The organism is Segeticoccus rhizosphaerae, assembly GCF_005222685.1.
Classification (GTDB): Bacteria; Actinomycetota; Actinomycetes; order Actinomycetales; family Dermatophilaceae; genus Segeticoccus; species Segeticoccus rhizosphaerae.
This window is the reverse complement of sequence record NZ_SWMA01000001.1, coordinates 270,767-285,038: the sequence shown is the minus strand read 5'-3', so window position 1 is coordinate 285,038 and position 14,272 is coordinate 270,767. Positions and strand designations below refer to the sequence as shown.

The window sequence follows — 14,272 nt, the reverse complement described above, 5'->3', positions numbered from 1 at the left end:
GAGCGAGCGCGTGACGTCCGAGGCGAGCATGGTCTCCGCGCCGAGCACCGATCCGGTGACGGCGGCCCTCGACGAGGTCCACGCCCGTCACGTCGGTGCGCGCGGTGGCGAGATCCCGACCTACATCCCCACGCTGTCGTTGGTCGACCCCGACCAGTTCGGGCTCGCCCTGGCCAGCATGAACGGCAACCTCTACCGGTCCGGTGACGCCGAGGCACCCTTCTCGATCCAATCGGTCTCCAAGCCCTTCGTCTTCGCTCTGGCGCTCTCCGAGCTCGGGCTCGACGAGGTGCTGCACAACGTCGGCGCCGAGCCGAGCGGAGAGGCATTCAACGCGATCAGCCTCGAGGAGGGCACCGGCCGGCCCGACAACCCGATGGTCAACGCGGGGGCCATCGTCACCTCGTCACTGGTCCCGGGTGACCCCGCGGAGAAGTTCGACCGGATCCGCCGCTGCCTGTCCGCCTTCGCCGGGAGAGCACTGGAGATGGACGAGGAGGCCTTCGCCTCCGAACTGGAGACGGGCGACCGCAACCGGGCGCTCGCCTACCTCATGCGAGGGGCGGGATCACTGCGCTCGAGTGCCGAGGCGGCGGTCGAGGTCTACTTCCGCCAGTGCTCGCTCGTGGTGACCGCGTGTGACCTGGCGGTGATGGCCGCGACCCTCGCCGCGGGCGGCACCAACCCGCGCACCGGCGAGCGCGTGGTCGAACCCCGCGTGGCCGAGCACGTCCTCACCGTCATGGCGACGTGCGGCATGTACGACTACGCGGGCGAGTGGTTGCTGCGTGTGGGACTACCCGCCAAGAGCGGTGTTTCAGGGTGCCTGGCGGCGGCCAGTCCCGCGCAGTTCGGGATCGGCGCCTTCAGCCCCCGCCTCGACGTGCGCGGCAACTCGGTGCGCGGTGGCGCCGCCCTGCAGGACCTGTCCGAGCGCTTCGAGCTGCACTTCGTGCATGACACCGGCCTGTCCGCACCCGTGGTGTTCCGGTCCGAGGACCTGTCCGCGACCGATCCGTTCACCCCGGTCACACCGGGCAGCCGCGAACCCGTGGTGCACCTGCGCCGGCTGCAGGGCGAGATCGAGTTCGCTGCGGCCGAGACCGCGCTCGACGACCTCACCATCGAGACCGGCATCCGGGAGGTCGGCACCTGGCTCCTGCTCGACCTCAGTCACGTGACCAGGGTCAACGGTGTCTCGGCCCAGCTGCTCGACGCCCGGCTCGCCGGACTGCGGGCCAGCGGCGTGACCGTCTTCGTCACCGACGCTCTGGCGCGTCACCTGCTACGGTCCGCGGATGCCGAGTTCACCAGCGCGGAGGAGGCCTGGGCCGCCGTCGCCGGCGGTCAGGCCTGACATCCGTCAGGAGACGGCGGCCCGCACGAGCTCGACGACCTTCTTCTCCACCACGGGGCTCCACCGGTGGAGCGCGAACGAGACCGGCCAGATCTCTCCGTCATCGAGGTGCGCAGCCTCCTGGAACTCCAGCGTCGAGTAGCGAAGGCCGAACTTGCCGGAGTTCTTGAAACAGAAGACCACCTTCCCGTCCGCGTTCGCGTAGGCGGGCATCCCGTACCACGTCTTCGGCGACAGCTCGGCAGCGTTGGAGGTCACCACCACATGCACGCGCTCGGCGACCACGCGGTCCTCAGGCGTCATCTTCTCGATGGCGTCGAGCACCGCCTGCAGCCCATCGGCCTTCTTGGCGCCCGCCCTGCCCTCGGCACGCAGCTCGGCCGCGCGCTCCTTCATCGCTGAGCGTTCTGCGGCGCTGAAGCCGCCGGACTCGGTCTGAGTCTTCTTCGCTGGCATGGTCGCGTTCCTCCTCGGTGGTCTGGCCCGGCGGTTGCCGGCCGTCACGAAGCAGACTAGGTCTGCCGCCTCCCGGAGGCTTCTCGATTCCTGACGGAGTCGGCGCCATCGACGAGATCCATCCGGCCAGGACGCGTCGGGAGGTCTGTGGACAGGGTGCGCGGGCTGTCCGTGACCGGCCTTAGGCTCGTGAGAGTGGACCACGGATGGCTGGACGGGCTGAGCGACGAGGCGATCACCGCCGTCGCGGGCTCCGGGGCCTTCCAGCGGGGCACCGCCTACTCGCGAGAGGGACGCGTCGAGCAGCTCACCAAGGGCGGTGGAGGGACCCTGTTCGCCACGGTCCGGGGGAGTGCCCGCGAGGCCTACTCCGTGCTCGTCACGGGTCAGGACACCGTCGGTCCGGCCAGCTTCCAGGGTCGGTGCACGTGCCCGATGAGCGTCAACTGCAAGCACGTCGTGGCGGTGCTGCTGACCGCGCGGGAGTCGGCCACCCGCGCGGGCGGTGCGGACGGCGCCGGGTCCTGGGAGCTGCCGTTCGCGGGCATCGTCGAGGCGCAGGCCGAGCCGGAGCGTCAGGGGGTGCCCCTCGGGCTGCAGTTCGAAGTGGTCTCGCCCCGACGACCGGCTTCACACCGCTTCAGCGCCGCAGACGCCGCGCGGATGCCGCGCCGGCTCAAGCTCGACCCCGTGATGCAGGGCGCCCGCGGCACCTGGATCCGGACGGGGGTCTCGTGGCGCGACCTCGGCTACGGCTACACCCGCCAGTCCACCAACCCCGCCCACGTCGACGCGCTGAGCGAGTTCTTCTTCGCCCACCAGGCCCGCACCCAGCGGCACCAGTACGCCGCGGGCGGGCAGGCGATCTACCTCGACGAGCTCGGACCGTCGCTGTGGCCCATGCTCGACCAGCTGCGCGAGGCGGGGATCACCCTCGTGGGCGCCAAGTCGGCCCGCGGTGGCGTCGCGGTCGCTGCCGGCCCCGCCCAAGCGTCGCTCGACCTGCGGCGTCGGCCCGACGGCGACACCGTCGTCGAGCCGGTCGTCACGCTGGAGGGTGCGGTCCTGGCCGCCGGCGCGGTGCAGTTCATGGGGCGTCCCGCCCACGGGTTCTTCGTGGAGGGCTCGGACGAGCTGGGCGCCGGACGGCTGGTCAGCCCGGGCGCCCTGCTGCTCTGCCGGCTCGACCGTCCGGCCACCGGCGAGGTCTCCCGGTTGCTCTATGACGGGCGCCGCATCGACATCCCCGCCTCCGACCTGGGGCGGTTCCTGCAGAAGTACTACCCGGCACTGCGGCAGGCGCTGCGGGTGGCGTCGTCGGACGAGACCGTGCAGCTGCCCGAGATCCGGCCGCCTCGGCTCGCCCTGACCGCCACCTACGCGGAGGACCACCACGTCAGCCTCGACTGGGAGTTCGCCTACACCGTGGGCGAGGACGTCGCGCGGGTCCCGCTGCACGGTCCGGCCAAGGCGATCGCTGCCCGTGACCGGAAGACCGAACAGGCCCTGCTCGACGGACTGGACCTGCCCTCCGACCGGCTGCCGCAGCTGGTCACCAACGTGACCGGCCAGCCGACCCTCGTGCCACGGGTCCGACTCAGCGGGCTCAACACCGCGGTCTTCACCGAGGACGTGCTCCCGGCTCTGCAGGAGCGAGACGACCTGCTGGTGGAGGTCGTCGGCACACCGCAGGACTACCGCTTCACCGACTCGGCGCCACTGATCTCGGTGTCGACCACCGACTCCCGGGACGACGCCGACTGGTTCGACCTCGGCGTGATGGTCACGGTCGACGGTGAGCAGATGCCGTTGGTGCCCCTGTTCACCGCGCTGGCCCGCGGCGAGAGCCACCTGCTGCTGGACAGCGGCACCTGGTTGCGGATCGACCGGCCCGAGCTGCAGCAGCTGCGCGAGCTGATCGAGGAAGCCCGCGAGCTGCAGGACCGCGAGTCCGACGGGCTGCGGATCAGCAGCTACCAGGCCGGGTTCTGGGAGGAGCTGGTCGCCCTCGGGGTGGTCGACTCGCAGAGTCGTCGGTGGGACGGCACCGTGCAGGGGCTGCTCGAGATCGACCAGGTCGCCCCACCACCGGACCCAGCAGGTCTGGAGGCGGAGCTGCGTCCCTACCAGCGCGAGGGCTACCACTGGCTGAGCTTCCTGCACGACCACGAGCTCGGCGGCATCCTCGCCGACGACATGGGCCTGGGCAAGACGGTGCAGACGCTGGCGATGGCGCTGCGCGCCTTCGAGTCGGAGAAGCCGCCGTCGCCCTTCCTCGTGGTGGCACCGACGAGCGTGGTCTCGGGCTGGGCCCACGAGGCCGCCCGGTTCGCACCGACCCTGCGGGTGGCGACGGTGACCGAGACGTCGCGCAAGCGCCGCACCAGCCTGGCGGAGCACGTCGGCGACGCGCAGGTGGTCGTCACGTCATACGCGCTGTTGCGGCTCGACTACGACGCCTACGCCGAGCTGCCGTGGGGCGCCCTGATCCTCGACGAGGCGCAGTTCGTCAAGAACCACCAGTCCAAGGTCCACCAGTGCGCGCGCCGGTTGCCGGCGCCGTTCAAGCTGGCGATCACGGGCACGCCGCTCGAGAACAACCTGATGGAGCTGTGGTCGCTGTTGTCGGTCACGGCGCCGGGGCTCTTCCCCAACCCGCAACGTTTCACCGACCTGTTCGCCCGGCCGATCGAGCGTGGCACCGACCCTGACCGGCTGGACACCCTGCGCCGGCGGATCCGCCCCCTGATGCGGCGACGGCGCAAGGAGCAGGTCGTCGCCGAGCTGCCGCCCAAGCAGGAGCAGGTCCTCGAGGTCCCGCTCAACGCGCACCACCGGCGGATCTACCAGACCCACCTGCAGCGCGAGCGGGCCAAGATCCTCGGCCTGATCGACGACATGGCGGGGAACCGCTTCGCGATCTTCCGGTCGCTCACCCTGTTGCGACAGCTCGCCCTGGCTCCCGAGCTGATCGACCAGGACTACGTCGGTGTGCGCTCGAGCAAGGTGGATGCGCTGCTCGAACAGCTCGAGGAGGTCGTCAGCGAGGGGCACCGCGCCCTGGTCTTCAGCCAGTTCACCGGCTTCCTCGGGCTCGTGCGGCGACGGCTCGAAGCGGAGGGGATCGCCTACGCCTACCTCGACGGCTCCACCCGGCACCGCGGCGAGGTGATCGAGGGCTTCAAGTCGGGTGAGGCGCCGGTGTTCCTGATCAGCCTCAAGGCGGGCGGCTTCGGGCTCAACCTCACCGAGGCCGACTACTGCTTCGTCATGGACCCGTGGTGGAACCCCGCCGCCGAGGCGCAGGCCGTCGACCGTGCGCACCGGATCGGCCAGGAGCGCACGGTCATGGTCTATCGCCTCGTCTCCACCGAGACGATCGAGGAGAAGGTCATGGACCTCAAGGCGCGCAAGATGGGCCTGTTCACCCAGGTCATGGACGGCGACCCGCTGCTCGCCGCGCCCCTGTCGGCCGACGACATCAAGGGCCTGTTCGAGCACTGACTGCCCGCATGCCGGGTTGGCCCGACGCGCTTTGCTCAGTTGAGACCGCTCCGGCCGCGCTCGAAACCGGTTTGAAGGGAGCAAAGGCAGCCGGGAAGGCGGGTCAGCGGGGCGGGAGGACGGCCAGCCCGGCCGGGTCGACGGTCAGGCGGACCCGCTGGCCGGTCTCGAACCGTTCGTCGAGGCCGGCCACTCCCGCCAGGGCCCCGAGCCCCTCCACCTCGACGGTGATCCGCATGGTGTCGCGGGCCGCCGAGACCGACTCCACGACGCCCCCGAGCTCACCTGCCGGGTCGACCCTCACCGCGGACCTCCGGACGGCAACCTGCAGGCCCTCAGACGTCCCGGCATCCGGCGTGTTCACCTGTGGTTGGGCGGGATCCGGCCCAGCGCTGCGGCGTCCGCCGGACAGTGACAGCAGGCGTATGGCGGCCGGTCCGGTCAGCACTGTCGCGTAGCCGAGGAACCGCGCCACGTCCGCGTCCGCCGGGTTGCGCCAGACCTCGACCGTCGGCCCGTCCTGCACCAGCTGGCCGGCGCGCATCACGGCCATCCGGTCGGCCACGGTGAAGGCCTCGTCGTGGTCGTGGGTCACGAGCAGGGTCGTCGTCTTGGTCTCGGTGAGGATCCGGCGCAGGTCGTTCGCGAGGCGCTCCCGCAGCGACCGGTCCAGCGCCGACAACGGTTCGTCGAGGAGCAACAGCCGGGGTTCGGCCGCCAGGGAGCGCGCGAGGGCGACCCGTTGCTGCTCGCCACCGGACAGCGTCGCGGGCCTGCGATCTTCGTATCCGGGCAGCCCGACCAGCTCGAGTAGCTCGCGCACGCGCCTGCGCAGCCGGGACCGGCCGATCCCCTGCAACCGCAAGGCGTAGCCGACGTTGCCGGCCACCGACTGGTGGGTGAAGAGCTGCCCGTCCTGGAACATCAGGGCGAAGCCACGCCTGTACGTCGGCACTCCCGCCAGGTCCTGCCCGTCGAAGACGACGCTGCCGGAGTCGAGGACCTCGAGGCCGGCGATGGCCCGCAACAGGGTGGACTTGCCGCAGCCCGACGGTCCGAGGACTGCGAGGACGTCCCCGGACCGCAGTGCGAGGTGGACGTGGTCGACCGCGCTGGTCGTGCCGAAGCGCACGCTCGCGTCACGGACCACGAGTCCGTCTCGCTCCGTCTCCGAGGTGGCCATCATCAGAAGGATCCCATCGATCCGACGCGCAGCCTCTCGACCAGGCCCATCAGCGCGACCGTCACGGCGCTGAGGATGACCGAGGCGGCGAGCGCCATCCCGAAGTTCTCCGCGCCCGGGCGGGAGATGAGGCCGTAGATGACGACCGGCAGAGTCGGCCGGTCCGGCCGCGCCAGGAAGCTGGTCGCGCCGAACTCCCCCAGGGACACGGCGAAGGCGAACCCGGTCGCGGCCAGCAGCGGCCGCCATACGATCGGGACGTCCACGGTGAGCACCGCACGCAGCGGCGACGCGCCCAGCGCCGCCGCGGCCTGACGCAGCCGGTCGTCGATCGAGCGGAGCACCGGCACCAGGGTGCGGACCACCAGCGGCAGCGCCACCATGGCCTGCGCGATGGGGACCAGCACCGCGGAGGTACGCAGGTCGAGAGGCGGCCGGTTCAAGGTGATGAGGAAGCCGAAACCGACTGTCACTGCGGAGATCCCGAGCGGCACCATGAAGACACCGTCCATCGTCGCGATCACGCGCCTGCCCCATGCGGAGCGCGCCCGGCGCGACACGATGATCGACACGATGAGCCCGAGGACGACGGCGATGAGGGTGGCGTCCACGGCGGTGCGCCACGAGTTGTCCAGCGCGGTCCAGACCGGCACCACCAGTGCGTCTCCCGACCCCGTGGTGCCGAGGTTGCGGTAGTTCGCCAGGCCCCAGCCGTCGCCCACCTGGAGCGAACGGGCGACGAGGGTCACGAGGGGCAACGCGACGAACACCAGCACCAAGCCGGTCAGCGCCAGTGCCGTCAGGTCGCCCCGGTGTGGACGGCGCAGCCCACTGAGCAGGGAGGTCCGCGGCATCGCTCGTTCGCGGTGGGTGCGAGCCGCCCCTGCCACGAAGAGGATGGCGACCACGGCGAGGAGTTGCACGATGGACAGCACCGCCGCAGCCCTCAGGTCAAGGAACTGCGTGGTGAGGATGTAGATCTCGGTCTCGATCGTGCCGTAGCGCAGCCCCCCGAGCGTCAACACCACCCCGAAGGCGGTGGAGCAGAAGAGGAACACGATGGTGGCAGCCGAGGTGATGGCCGGGGTCAACGCCGGCAGCGTGACCGTGCGGAACACCCGCCAGGGCGAGGCGCCGAGGGCCGCCGCCGACTCCTCGGCCCGCGGGTCCAAACCCTCCCAGACTCCGCCCACCGTGCGGACCACCACCGCCAGGTTGAAGAAGACGAGCGCGGCGAGGATCGCGGCCCAGCTGCCGTCCAGGCCGAGGAAACCGAGCGGTCCCCCGGCCGCCAGCAGGGTGCGGAAGGCGACCCCGACCACCACGGTCGGCAGCACGAACGGCATGACCACCAGTGCCCGCAGCAGGCGGCGGCCGGGGAGCGACAGCCGGTAGAGCGTGTAGGCGACCGGCAGGCCCAGCACGGTGGTGAAGGCGGTGCCGGCCAATGCCATCCACAGGGTGAACCACAGGATGCGCAGCGTGCGGCCACGGCCGAGCACCTCACCGATGCCGCCCAGGTCCCAGGCGCCATCGCTCTGGAGGCCGCGCCCGACCATGCCCGCGACCGGCAGGACGAAGAAGATGGCGAGGAAGACGACCGGCACCAGCGCCAGCCCCACCAGGCCGGCCTTGGCGCCCCATCCAGAACGGCTCAAGGTCAGCCGGTGGCGATCTCTGACCACTGCTCGAGCCAGGCCCGACGGTCCTTGGCGATCTTCTTCGGTGCGACCGTGAAGGGGTGCTTCGCGACCTTGGCCCACTTGGCCCACAGCGGCGGGAGGCTCACCGAGTCGTTGACGGGGTAGACGTACATGTTGTCGGGGACCGTCTTCTGGAATGTCGGGCTCACGAGGAAGTCGACCAGCGCGGCCGCGCCGGCGGGGTTCTTCGCGCCCTTGAGGACCCCGGCATACTCGATCTGGCGGAAGCAGGTGTCGAGCAGGGCACTGGTGGTCGGCTTGTCACCGCCCTTCGGGATCGTGAACGGCGGCGACGACGCATACGACAGCACGATGGGGCGACTGCCCTTGCCCTCGCCGCCGGAGAAGTCGACCGAGTAGGCGTCGGACCAGCCCTGGGTGATCCTGGTCCCGTTGGCCATCAGCTTCTTCCAGTAGTCCTGCCACCCCTGCTCGCCGTACTTGCCGATCGTGGCGAGCAGGAACGCCAGGCCCGGTGAGGACGTGGCGGCACCCGGCGTGACGAAGAGGTTCTTGTAAGCCGGCTTGGTCAGGTCGTCCAGCGTCTTCGGCGGGTTGATGCCCTTCTTGGCAAACCACCGGTCGTCGATGTTGACGCACACGTCGCCGTAGTCGACCGGCGTCAGCTGCCTCGCCGCCTTCGGGTCGGGCAGTGCGAACGGGGCCATCCCGGCCGGCGGGTTCGTCGGCGTGTGGTCGGAGAGGACACCCGCGTCCACCGCGCGCGACGCGAACGTGTTGTCGATGCCGAAGACGGCGTCACCGAGCGGCGAGTCCTTGGTCAGCACCAGCTTGTTGGTCAGCTCGCCGGCGTCACCGTTCTTGCGCACCTCGACCTGGTAGCCAGTCTGCTTGGTGAACGCTTCGAGTGTCTTCTTCGGCGCCACGAAGGAGTCGTGGGTCACGAGCACCACGGTGCCCTTGGCGTGCCCCGAGGACGGCGTGCCCTGGGTGGAGCCCGCCGCGGTCGAGGCCGGTGACGACGACGGTTCGCCGCTCGAGAGCGAGCAGGCGGACAGCGCGAGCGTGAGTGTGCCGGCCAGCGCCAGCGACACCCGGTGGTTGATGGGGTTCATGCATCCTCCTGTGCTTCAAGGAGGGGTTCCCCACGCAGGCCGGGGCTCCGGTCCTTCGTGGGGTTCGAGACTCGACTTCCTCCACCGGTACTAACCGGATCAGGTTCGAGGGTCTGCGGTCGGTCCGCACTCTCAGCGCTTCATGGCGCTCCCCTGTCGTTCTGCTGAACAGTGTAGACCGTTCCCATCAACTGGCTCCCCGGCCTTCGCCGTGGCAGGCTCAGGTGCGAGAAGCACATCCGACTCTGGGAGGTATGCCGTGGGTTCACTGGTCTGGAAGGTGCTGGGCACGGGGGGCGCGATCCTCGCCGGGATCCTCGCGAGAAAGGTCACCGTGACCGGTTGGAAGGTGGCCACCGGCAACGAGCCACCGGCCAACCCGGAGGACCCTGAGGTGGAGTGGAAGGAAGCGCTGGCCTTCGCCATGTTCTCCGGCGCCGTGGTCGGACTCGCGCGCCTGCTGACGACCAAGAAGGCCGCCGACTTCTACAACAGGTCCGCCGGCCACCTGCCCAAGGACCTGCAGAAGAAGATCGACAAGTCCAACGCCCAGCCGACGGTCTGAGGGAGCACCGGGCGGCGCCGACACCGCCGCGGCTCCTCCGCGAAGGAGCTGCGGCAACGGGACTCAGGACCAGTCGGCGCCCCGCCCGTCGAACTCCTCGAAGACCAGCCATGTGCGGGTCGCCTTGACCCCCGGGACTCCTTGGATCTGCTCGAGCACCACGTCCCGCAGGGCGGCGTTGTCGGGTGCGCGCACCTGCACCAGGGCGTCGAACTCCGCGCCGACCAAGGCGATGTGGTCGACGAAGGGCAGTTCGCGCAGCCGCGCTGACACGTCGCGCCAGGCGTTCTGCTCGATGGAGACGCTGACGTAGGCCGAGGTGGCCAGGCCGGCGCGTTCGGCGCTGATCCGGGCCGTGAAGCCGGTGATCACGCCGTCGGTGCGCAGTCGCTCGAGGCGGGCGTAGGTGTTGGCACGCGAGATGTGCAGGCGCTCCGCCAGGGCGCGCACCGAGAGGCGCCCGTCCCTCGCCAGCTCGGCCACCATCTGTCGATCCGCCTCGTCCAGGGGCCGGGCCGGATGTCCGGACGTGGGGGCCGGGCGGGGAGTTGGCTGAGACGTCTTGTCGTCCATCACGCTTCCATTCAACCAAACGTCTTGGCTTCTTGGCTGTTCTTGTGTCAACCATCTCGCGGGAGGGACGATGGCAGCTCGGGCGGCGTCCTGCCGCGCGCGCTGAACCGTGCCCACGTCCCGGAGGTTGGTCCTCGATGACGGCCCAGAAGGAATCGACCCACACCACCGATCCTCACGCTGCCGGGCTGGTGGCCAGCCTGCTCCCGTGCCCGGAGCCGGTGCAGTTCGTGGACGCGACCGGGCGCCGGGTGCCCGGTGGTGAGGGTGGGCGCGGTTATGCGCAACCCACCGCCGAGCAGCTGGTCGAGACGTGGCGGCGGATGGTGGTCGGTCGACGCTTCGACGTGCAGTCGACGGCGCTGACCAAGCAGGGGCGGCTGGCGGTCTACCCCTCCTCCCGCGGACAGGAGGCCTGCCAGGTCGGAGCCGTCATGGCGCTGCGTCCCGACGACTGGGTGTTCCCCACCTACCGCGACTCGGTCGCGCTGATCACGCGCGACATCGACCCCGTCGAGACCCTGACCCTGCTGCGCGGCGACGCCCACTGCGGCTACGACCCCATCGCCCGCCACACCGCGGCGCAGTGCACCCCGCTCGCCACCCAGTTGATCCACGCGGCCGGCGTCGCGCACGGCGAGGCCCGACGGGGACGGGACACGGTGGCCCTCGGGTTCATCGGCGACGGCGCGACCAGCGAGGGCGACTTCCACGAGGCACTCAACTTCGCCGCCGTCTTCAATGCGCCGGTCGTGTTCTTCGTGCAGAACAACAAGTACGCCATCAGCGTGCCGCTCTCGAAACAGACCAAGGCACCGTCGCTGGCCTACAAGGGAATCGGCTACGGTGTGCCGTCCGAGCAGGTCGACGGCAACGACGCGATGGCGGTGCTCGCCGTGGTGAATCACGCCGTGCAGCGCGCACGCGACGGCGGAGGTCCCTTCCTCATCGAGGCGCACACCTACCGGCTCGACGCGCACACCAACGCCGACGACGCGACCCGCTATCGCGAGGCCGACGAGGTCACCGACTGGTTGACCCGCGACCCGATCGCACGGCTCGAGGCCTGGTTGCGCTCGGAGGGCCTGGTCGACGACGCCCGGGTCGAGGAGGTCACCGCCGAGGCCGAGGCGTTTGCCACGGCCTTGCGCGACCGGATGAACGCCGACCCCCAGGTCGACCCGATGTCGTTGTTCGACAACGTCTTCGCCGAGCCGACCCCCGAGTTGGTCGAGCAGCGCGACATGGTCGCGCAGGAGATCGCCGCCGAGCAGGAGGAGCAGGAATGACCACCCTGACGATGGCGCAGGCGCTCAACACCGCACTGCGGGACGCCATCACGCAGGACGACGACGTCGTCGTCTTCGGGGAGGACGTCGGCACCCTCGGCGGCGTCTTCCGCATCACCGACGGGTTGACCCGCGACTTCGGCGAGGAGCGCTGCTTCGACACCCCCCTGGCGGAATCGGGCATCGTCGGGTTCGCCGTCGGCATGTGCATGGCCGGCTTCCGTCCGGTCGTGGAGATGCAGTTCGACGCGTTCGGCTACCCCGCGTTCGAGCAGGTCGTGTCCCACGTCGCGAAGATGCGCAACCGCACCGCTGGTGCCGTGCAGCTCCCGATGGTCATCCGCTTCCCCTACGCCGGAGGCATCGGTGGCGTGGAGCACCACAGCGACTCGAGCGAGGCCTACTACGCGCACACCCCGGGCCTGAAGGTGGTCAGCCCGTCCACCCCCGCCGACGCCTACGGCTTGCTGCGACAGGCGATCGAGGACCCCGATCCGGTGGTCTTCATGGAACCCAAGGCGCTCTACTGGGCCAAGGGCGAGGTGCAGACGCCGGGCCGGCCCCTCCCGTTCGGCCGCGCAGCCGTGCGGCGGGAAGGCACCGACGTGACGCTGATCGCCTACGGACCCTCGGTGCCGGTCGCGCTCAAGGCCGCCGAGGCAGCTCGCGAGGAGGGCTGGGACGTCGAGGTGGTTGACCTGCGGACGATCACGCCGTTCGACGACGACACGGTCACGCGTTCGGTGCGGCGCACCGGGCGCTGTGTCGTGGTCACCGAGTCGCACGGGTTCGCGGGCGTGGGAGCCGAGGTCACGGCCCGGGTGCAGGAGCGCTGCTTCCACTCGCTCGCCGCGCCGGTGCTCCGAGTGAGCGGACTGGACATCCCTTACCCCGCACCGAAACTCGAGCACACCTACCTACCCGGGGTCGATCGGGTCCTGGACACCGTCGCCCGGCTGCAGTGGGACGACGAGCCGGACACCCGCTGGCTCGACAGCGCACGAGGAGGAGCTGCATGACCCACCCCAGGAAGAGGGCCCCGGCGTGAGCGAGCAGGTCTTCCGGCTACCGGACCTCGGCGAGGGGCTGACCGAAGCGGAGATCATCGAGTGGCAGGTCGCCGAGGGCGACGAGGTCGTGGTCGACCAACACGTCGTGGTCGTCGAGACGGCGAAGGCGACGGTCGAGGTGCCTTGCCCGTATGCCGGGACCGTCCACACGCTGCACGGCGCGGTGGGCGACGTGGTCGAGGTCGGCAAGCCGCTGATCAGCGTGGCCGGCGACGCCACCGCCAGCCCGCAGCCGCCCACGGCCGACGAGCCGGTTGCAGACGAGCTCGCCGGCGCCGGGCAGTACCGCGAGGAGGAGCAGGCCGGCTCCGGTGCGGTGCTCGTCGGCTACGGCACGGCCGAGGGGCCGCGCCGAAGGCGACGCGGCAGGCGCACTCCGGCAGCGGCCGGGTCCGGCTCTGCCGCAACCGTGTCCGAGGCGCCGGGCGCACCGAACGGTGGTCGGGTCCCCGCACAGCCCGGTGCGGTGCGCGTCATCTCGCCGATCGTCCGCAGGCTGGCTCGCGAGCACGGTGTCGAGCTCGCCGCACTCGCCGACGCCGCGCCCGGGGGGATCGTCCGACGCTCCCAGGTCGAGGACGCAGTGCGCGCCAACACCAGGGCAGGCGCGCCCCGCGCGACCGGAGACGATCTGCGGATCCCGTTGCGCGGCATACGCAAGACCATCGCCGACAAGCTGACCACGAGCCGGCGGGAGATCCCCGACGCGACCACGTGGGTCGACGTGGACGCCACCGGGCTGATGGATGCCAAGGACGCGCTGCGGGCGCTGCGCCCGGAGGCGGGGATCGGCGTGCTCGCACTGGTGGCCCGCATCACGATTGCCGGGCTGAGCCGCTACCCCGACCTCAACGCGTCGGTCGACGTCGACCGCGCGGAGATCGTCCGGCACGGGCGAATCCACCTGGGCTTTGCGGCGCAGTCCCCTCGAGGCCTGGTCGTGCCCGTGATCCACGATGCGCACGAGCGCTCGACCTCTGAGTTGGCCGCGGCTCTGCGGGACCTCACCGAGCGCGCCCGGGAGGGCACGCTCTCCCCCGCGGAGCTCAGCGGTGGCACCTTCACGCTCAACAACTACGGCGTCTTCGGGGTGGACGGCTCGACACCGATCATCAACCACCCCGAGGCGGCCATGCTCGGCATCGGCCGCATCACGGACAAGCCGTGGGCGCACGAGGGCACGCTGGCCCTGCGCAAGGTGACCCAGCTGTCGTTCACCTTCGACCACCGGGTGTGTGACGGTGGCGTCGCCGGCGGCTTCCTGCGTTTCGTCGCCGACTGTGTCGAGGCGCCGACCACGCTGCTCGCCGAGCTCTGAGCTCAGGCGGTAGTCCCGCACAGCGAGCCGAGCGCCCTGGCCCACGCGGCCACGGGCGCAGCCGCGTGTGGCGCGAACGCGTTCGCAAAAAAGGTTGCCACACGCTATATCGCGTTATAACGTGTCCTCTGCACACGCGATATAACGCGATATAGCGCACCAGTGAGGAACCGCCGCC

General features: G+C 70.5%; 11 protein-coding genes and 1 riboswitch. Of the genes, 6 read left to right on the top strand and 5 right to left on the bottom strand.

Annotation, left to right across the window (positions count from 1 at the left end; genetic code table 11):
- Positions 1–10 precede the first annotated feature (10 nt).
- A complete protein-coding gene (glsA, locus tag FCN22_RS01290; RefSeq protein WP_238384438.1) occupies positions 11–1,357 on the top strand; it encodes a glutaminase A in 1,347 nt (448 codons plus the stop codon).
- A 6-nt stretch (positions 1,358–1,363) separates the two neighbouring features.
- Here the strand turns inward: glsA and FCN22_RS01285 are convergent, their stop codons facing one another.
- The gene (locus FCN22_RS01285; protein ID WP_137119710.1) at positions 1,364–1,813 is read right to left on the bottom strand and encodes a hypothetical protein; all 450 of its coding nucleotides are present in this window, start codon (positions 1,811–1,813) and stop codon (positions 1,364–1,366) included.
- A gap of 195 nt (positions 1,814–2,008) precedes the next feature.
- Here FCN22_RS01285 and FCN22_RS01280 point away from each other — a divergent pair, with 195 nt between their 5' ends.
- Positions 2,009–5,317: a DEAD/DEAH box helicase gene (locus FCN22_RS01280; RefSeq protein ID WP_137119709.1), complete on the top strand. Its 3,309-nt coding sequence runs from the start codon at positions 2,009–2,011 to the stop codon at positions 5,315–5,317.
- Positions 5,318–5,420: 103 nt separating this feature from the next.
- Here the strand turns inward: FCN22_RS01280 and FCN22_RS01275 are convergent, their stop codons facing one another.
- From FCN22_RS01275 to FCN22_RS01265, 3 genes are read right to left on the bottom strand one after another with little or no spacing between them, the layout of a single operon-like run.
- Positions 5,421–6,503 (bottom strand): ABC transporter ATP-binding protein, encoded by a 1,083-nt coding sequence (locus FCN22_RS01275; protein ID WP_238384437.1) that lies wholly within the window; start codon positions 6,501–6,503, stop codon positions 5,421–5,423.
- Positions 6,503–8,158 carry an ABC transporter permease gene (locus FCN22_RS01270; protein WP_338016626.1) on the bottom strand — a complete coding sequence of 552 codons (1,656 nt, stop codon included), beginning with the start codon at positions 8,156–8,158 and terminating at the stop codon, positions 6,503–6,505. The genes FCN22_RS01275 and FCN22_RS01270 overlap by 1 nt, the downstream gene beginning before the upstream one ends.
- Positions 8,159–8,160: 2 nt before the next feature.
- Positions 8,161–9,279 carry a thiamine ABC transporter substrate-binding protein gene (locus FCN22_RS01265; RefSeq protein WP_137119708.1) on the bottom strand — a complete coding sequence of 373 codons (1,119 nt, stop codon included), beginning with the start codon at positions 9,277–9,279 and terminating at the stop codon, positions 8,161–8,163.
- A 59-nt stretch (positions 9,280–9,338) separates the two neighbouring features.
- A riboswitch (TPP riboswitch) is annotated at positions 9,339–9,444 on the bottom strand.
- 94 nt (positions 9,445–9,538) lie between these two features.
- Between FCN22_RS01265 and FCN22_RS01260 the strand changes: the two genes are divergently transcribed.
- On the top strand, positions 9,539–9,844 hold the full coding sequence (locus FCN22_RS01260; protein ID WP_137119707.1) for a DUF4235 domain-containing protein: 306 nt from the start codon (positions 9,539–9,541) through the stop codon (positions 9,842–9,844).
- Positions 9,845–9,907: 63 nt separating this feature from the next.
- Here the strand turns inward: FCN22_RS01260 and FCN22_RS01255 are convergent, their stop codons facing one another.
- The gene (locus FCN22_RS01255; RefSeq protein ID WP_137119706.1) at positions 9,908–10,417 is read right to left on the bottom strand and encodes an Lrp/AsnC family transcriptional regulator; all 510 of its coding nucleotides are present in this window, start codon (positions 10,415–10,417) and stop codon (positions 9,908–9,910) included.
- Positions 10,418–10,554: 137 nt separating this feature from the next.
- Between FCN22_RS01255 and pdhA the strand changes: the two genes are divergently transcribed.
- From pdhA to FCN22_RS01240, 3 genes are read left to right on the top strand one after another with little or no spacing between them, the layout of a single operon-like run.
- The gene (gene pdhA, locus FCN22_RS01250; RefSeq protein ID WP_137119705.1) at positions 10,555–11,706 is read left to right on the top strand and encodes a pyruvate dehydrogenase (acetyl-transferring) E1 component subunit alpha; all 1,152 of its coding nucleotides are present in this window, start codon (positions 10,555–10,557) and stop codon (positions 11,704–11,706) included.
- Complete coding sequence (locus FCN22_RS01245; protein WP_137119704.1) at positions 11,703–12,725, top strand: alpha-ketoacid dehydrogenase subunit beta; 1,023 nt, start codon at positions 11,703–11,705, stop codon at positions 12,723–12,725. Before pdhA ends, FCN22_RS01245 begins: the two co-directional genes overlap by 4 nt.
- 25 nt (positions 12,726–12,750) lie before the next feature.
- Entirely contained in the window at positions 12,751–14,094 is a 1,344-nt protein-coding gene (locus FCN22_RS01240) for a dihydrolipoamide acetyltransferase family protein (RefSeq protein ID WP_137119703.1), read from the top strand.
- Positions 14,095–14,272 lie beyond the last annotated feature (178 nt).

Bases quoted from the DNA above. Each gene is read 5' to 3' on its own strand.
- FCN22_RS01285 (WP_137119710.1), bottom strand. From the start codon at position 1,813: ATGCCAGCGAAGAAGACTCAGACCGAGTCCGGCGGCTTCAGCGCCGCA.
- FCN22_RS01275 (WP_238384437.1), bottom strand. From the start codon at position 6,503: ATGATGGCCACCTCGGAGACGGAGCGAGACGGACTCGTGGTCCGTGAC.
- FCN22_RS01265 (WP_137119708.1), bottom strand. From the start codon at position 9,279: ATGAACCCCATCAACCACCGGGTGTCGCTGGCGCTGGCCGGCACACTC.
- FCN22_RS01255 (WP_137119706.1), bottom strand. From the start codon at position 10,417: ATGGACGACAAGACGTCTCAGCCAACTCCCCGCCCGGCCCCCACGTCC.
- pdhA (WP_137119705.1), top strand. From the start codon at position 10,555: ATGACGGCCCAGAAGGAATCGACCCACACCACCGATCCTCACGCTGCC.
- FCN22_RS01245 (WP_137119704.1), top strand. From the start codon at position 11,703: ATGACCACCCTGACGATGGCGCAGGCGCTCAACACCGCACTGCGGGAC.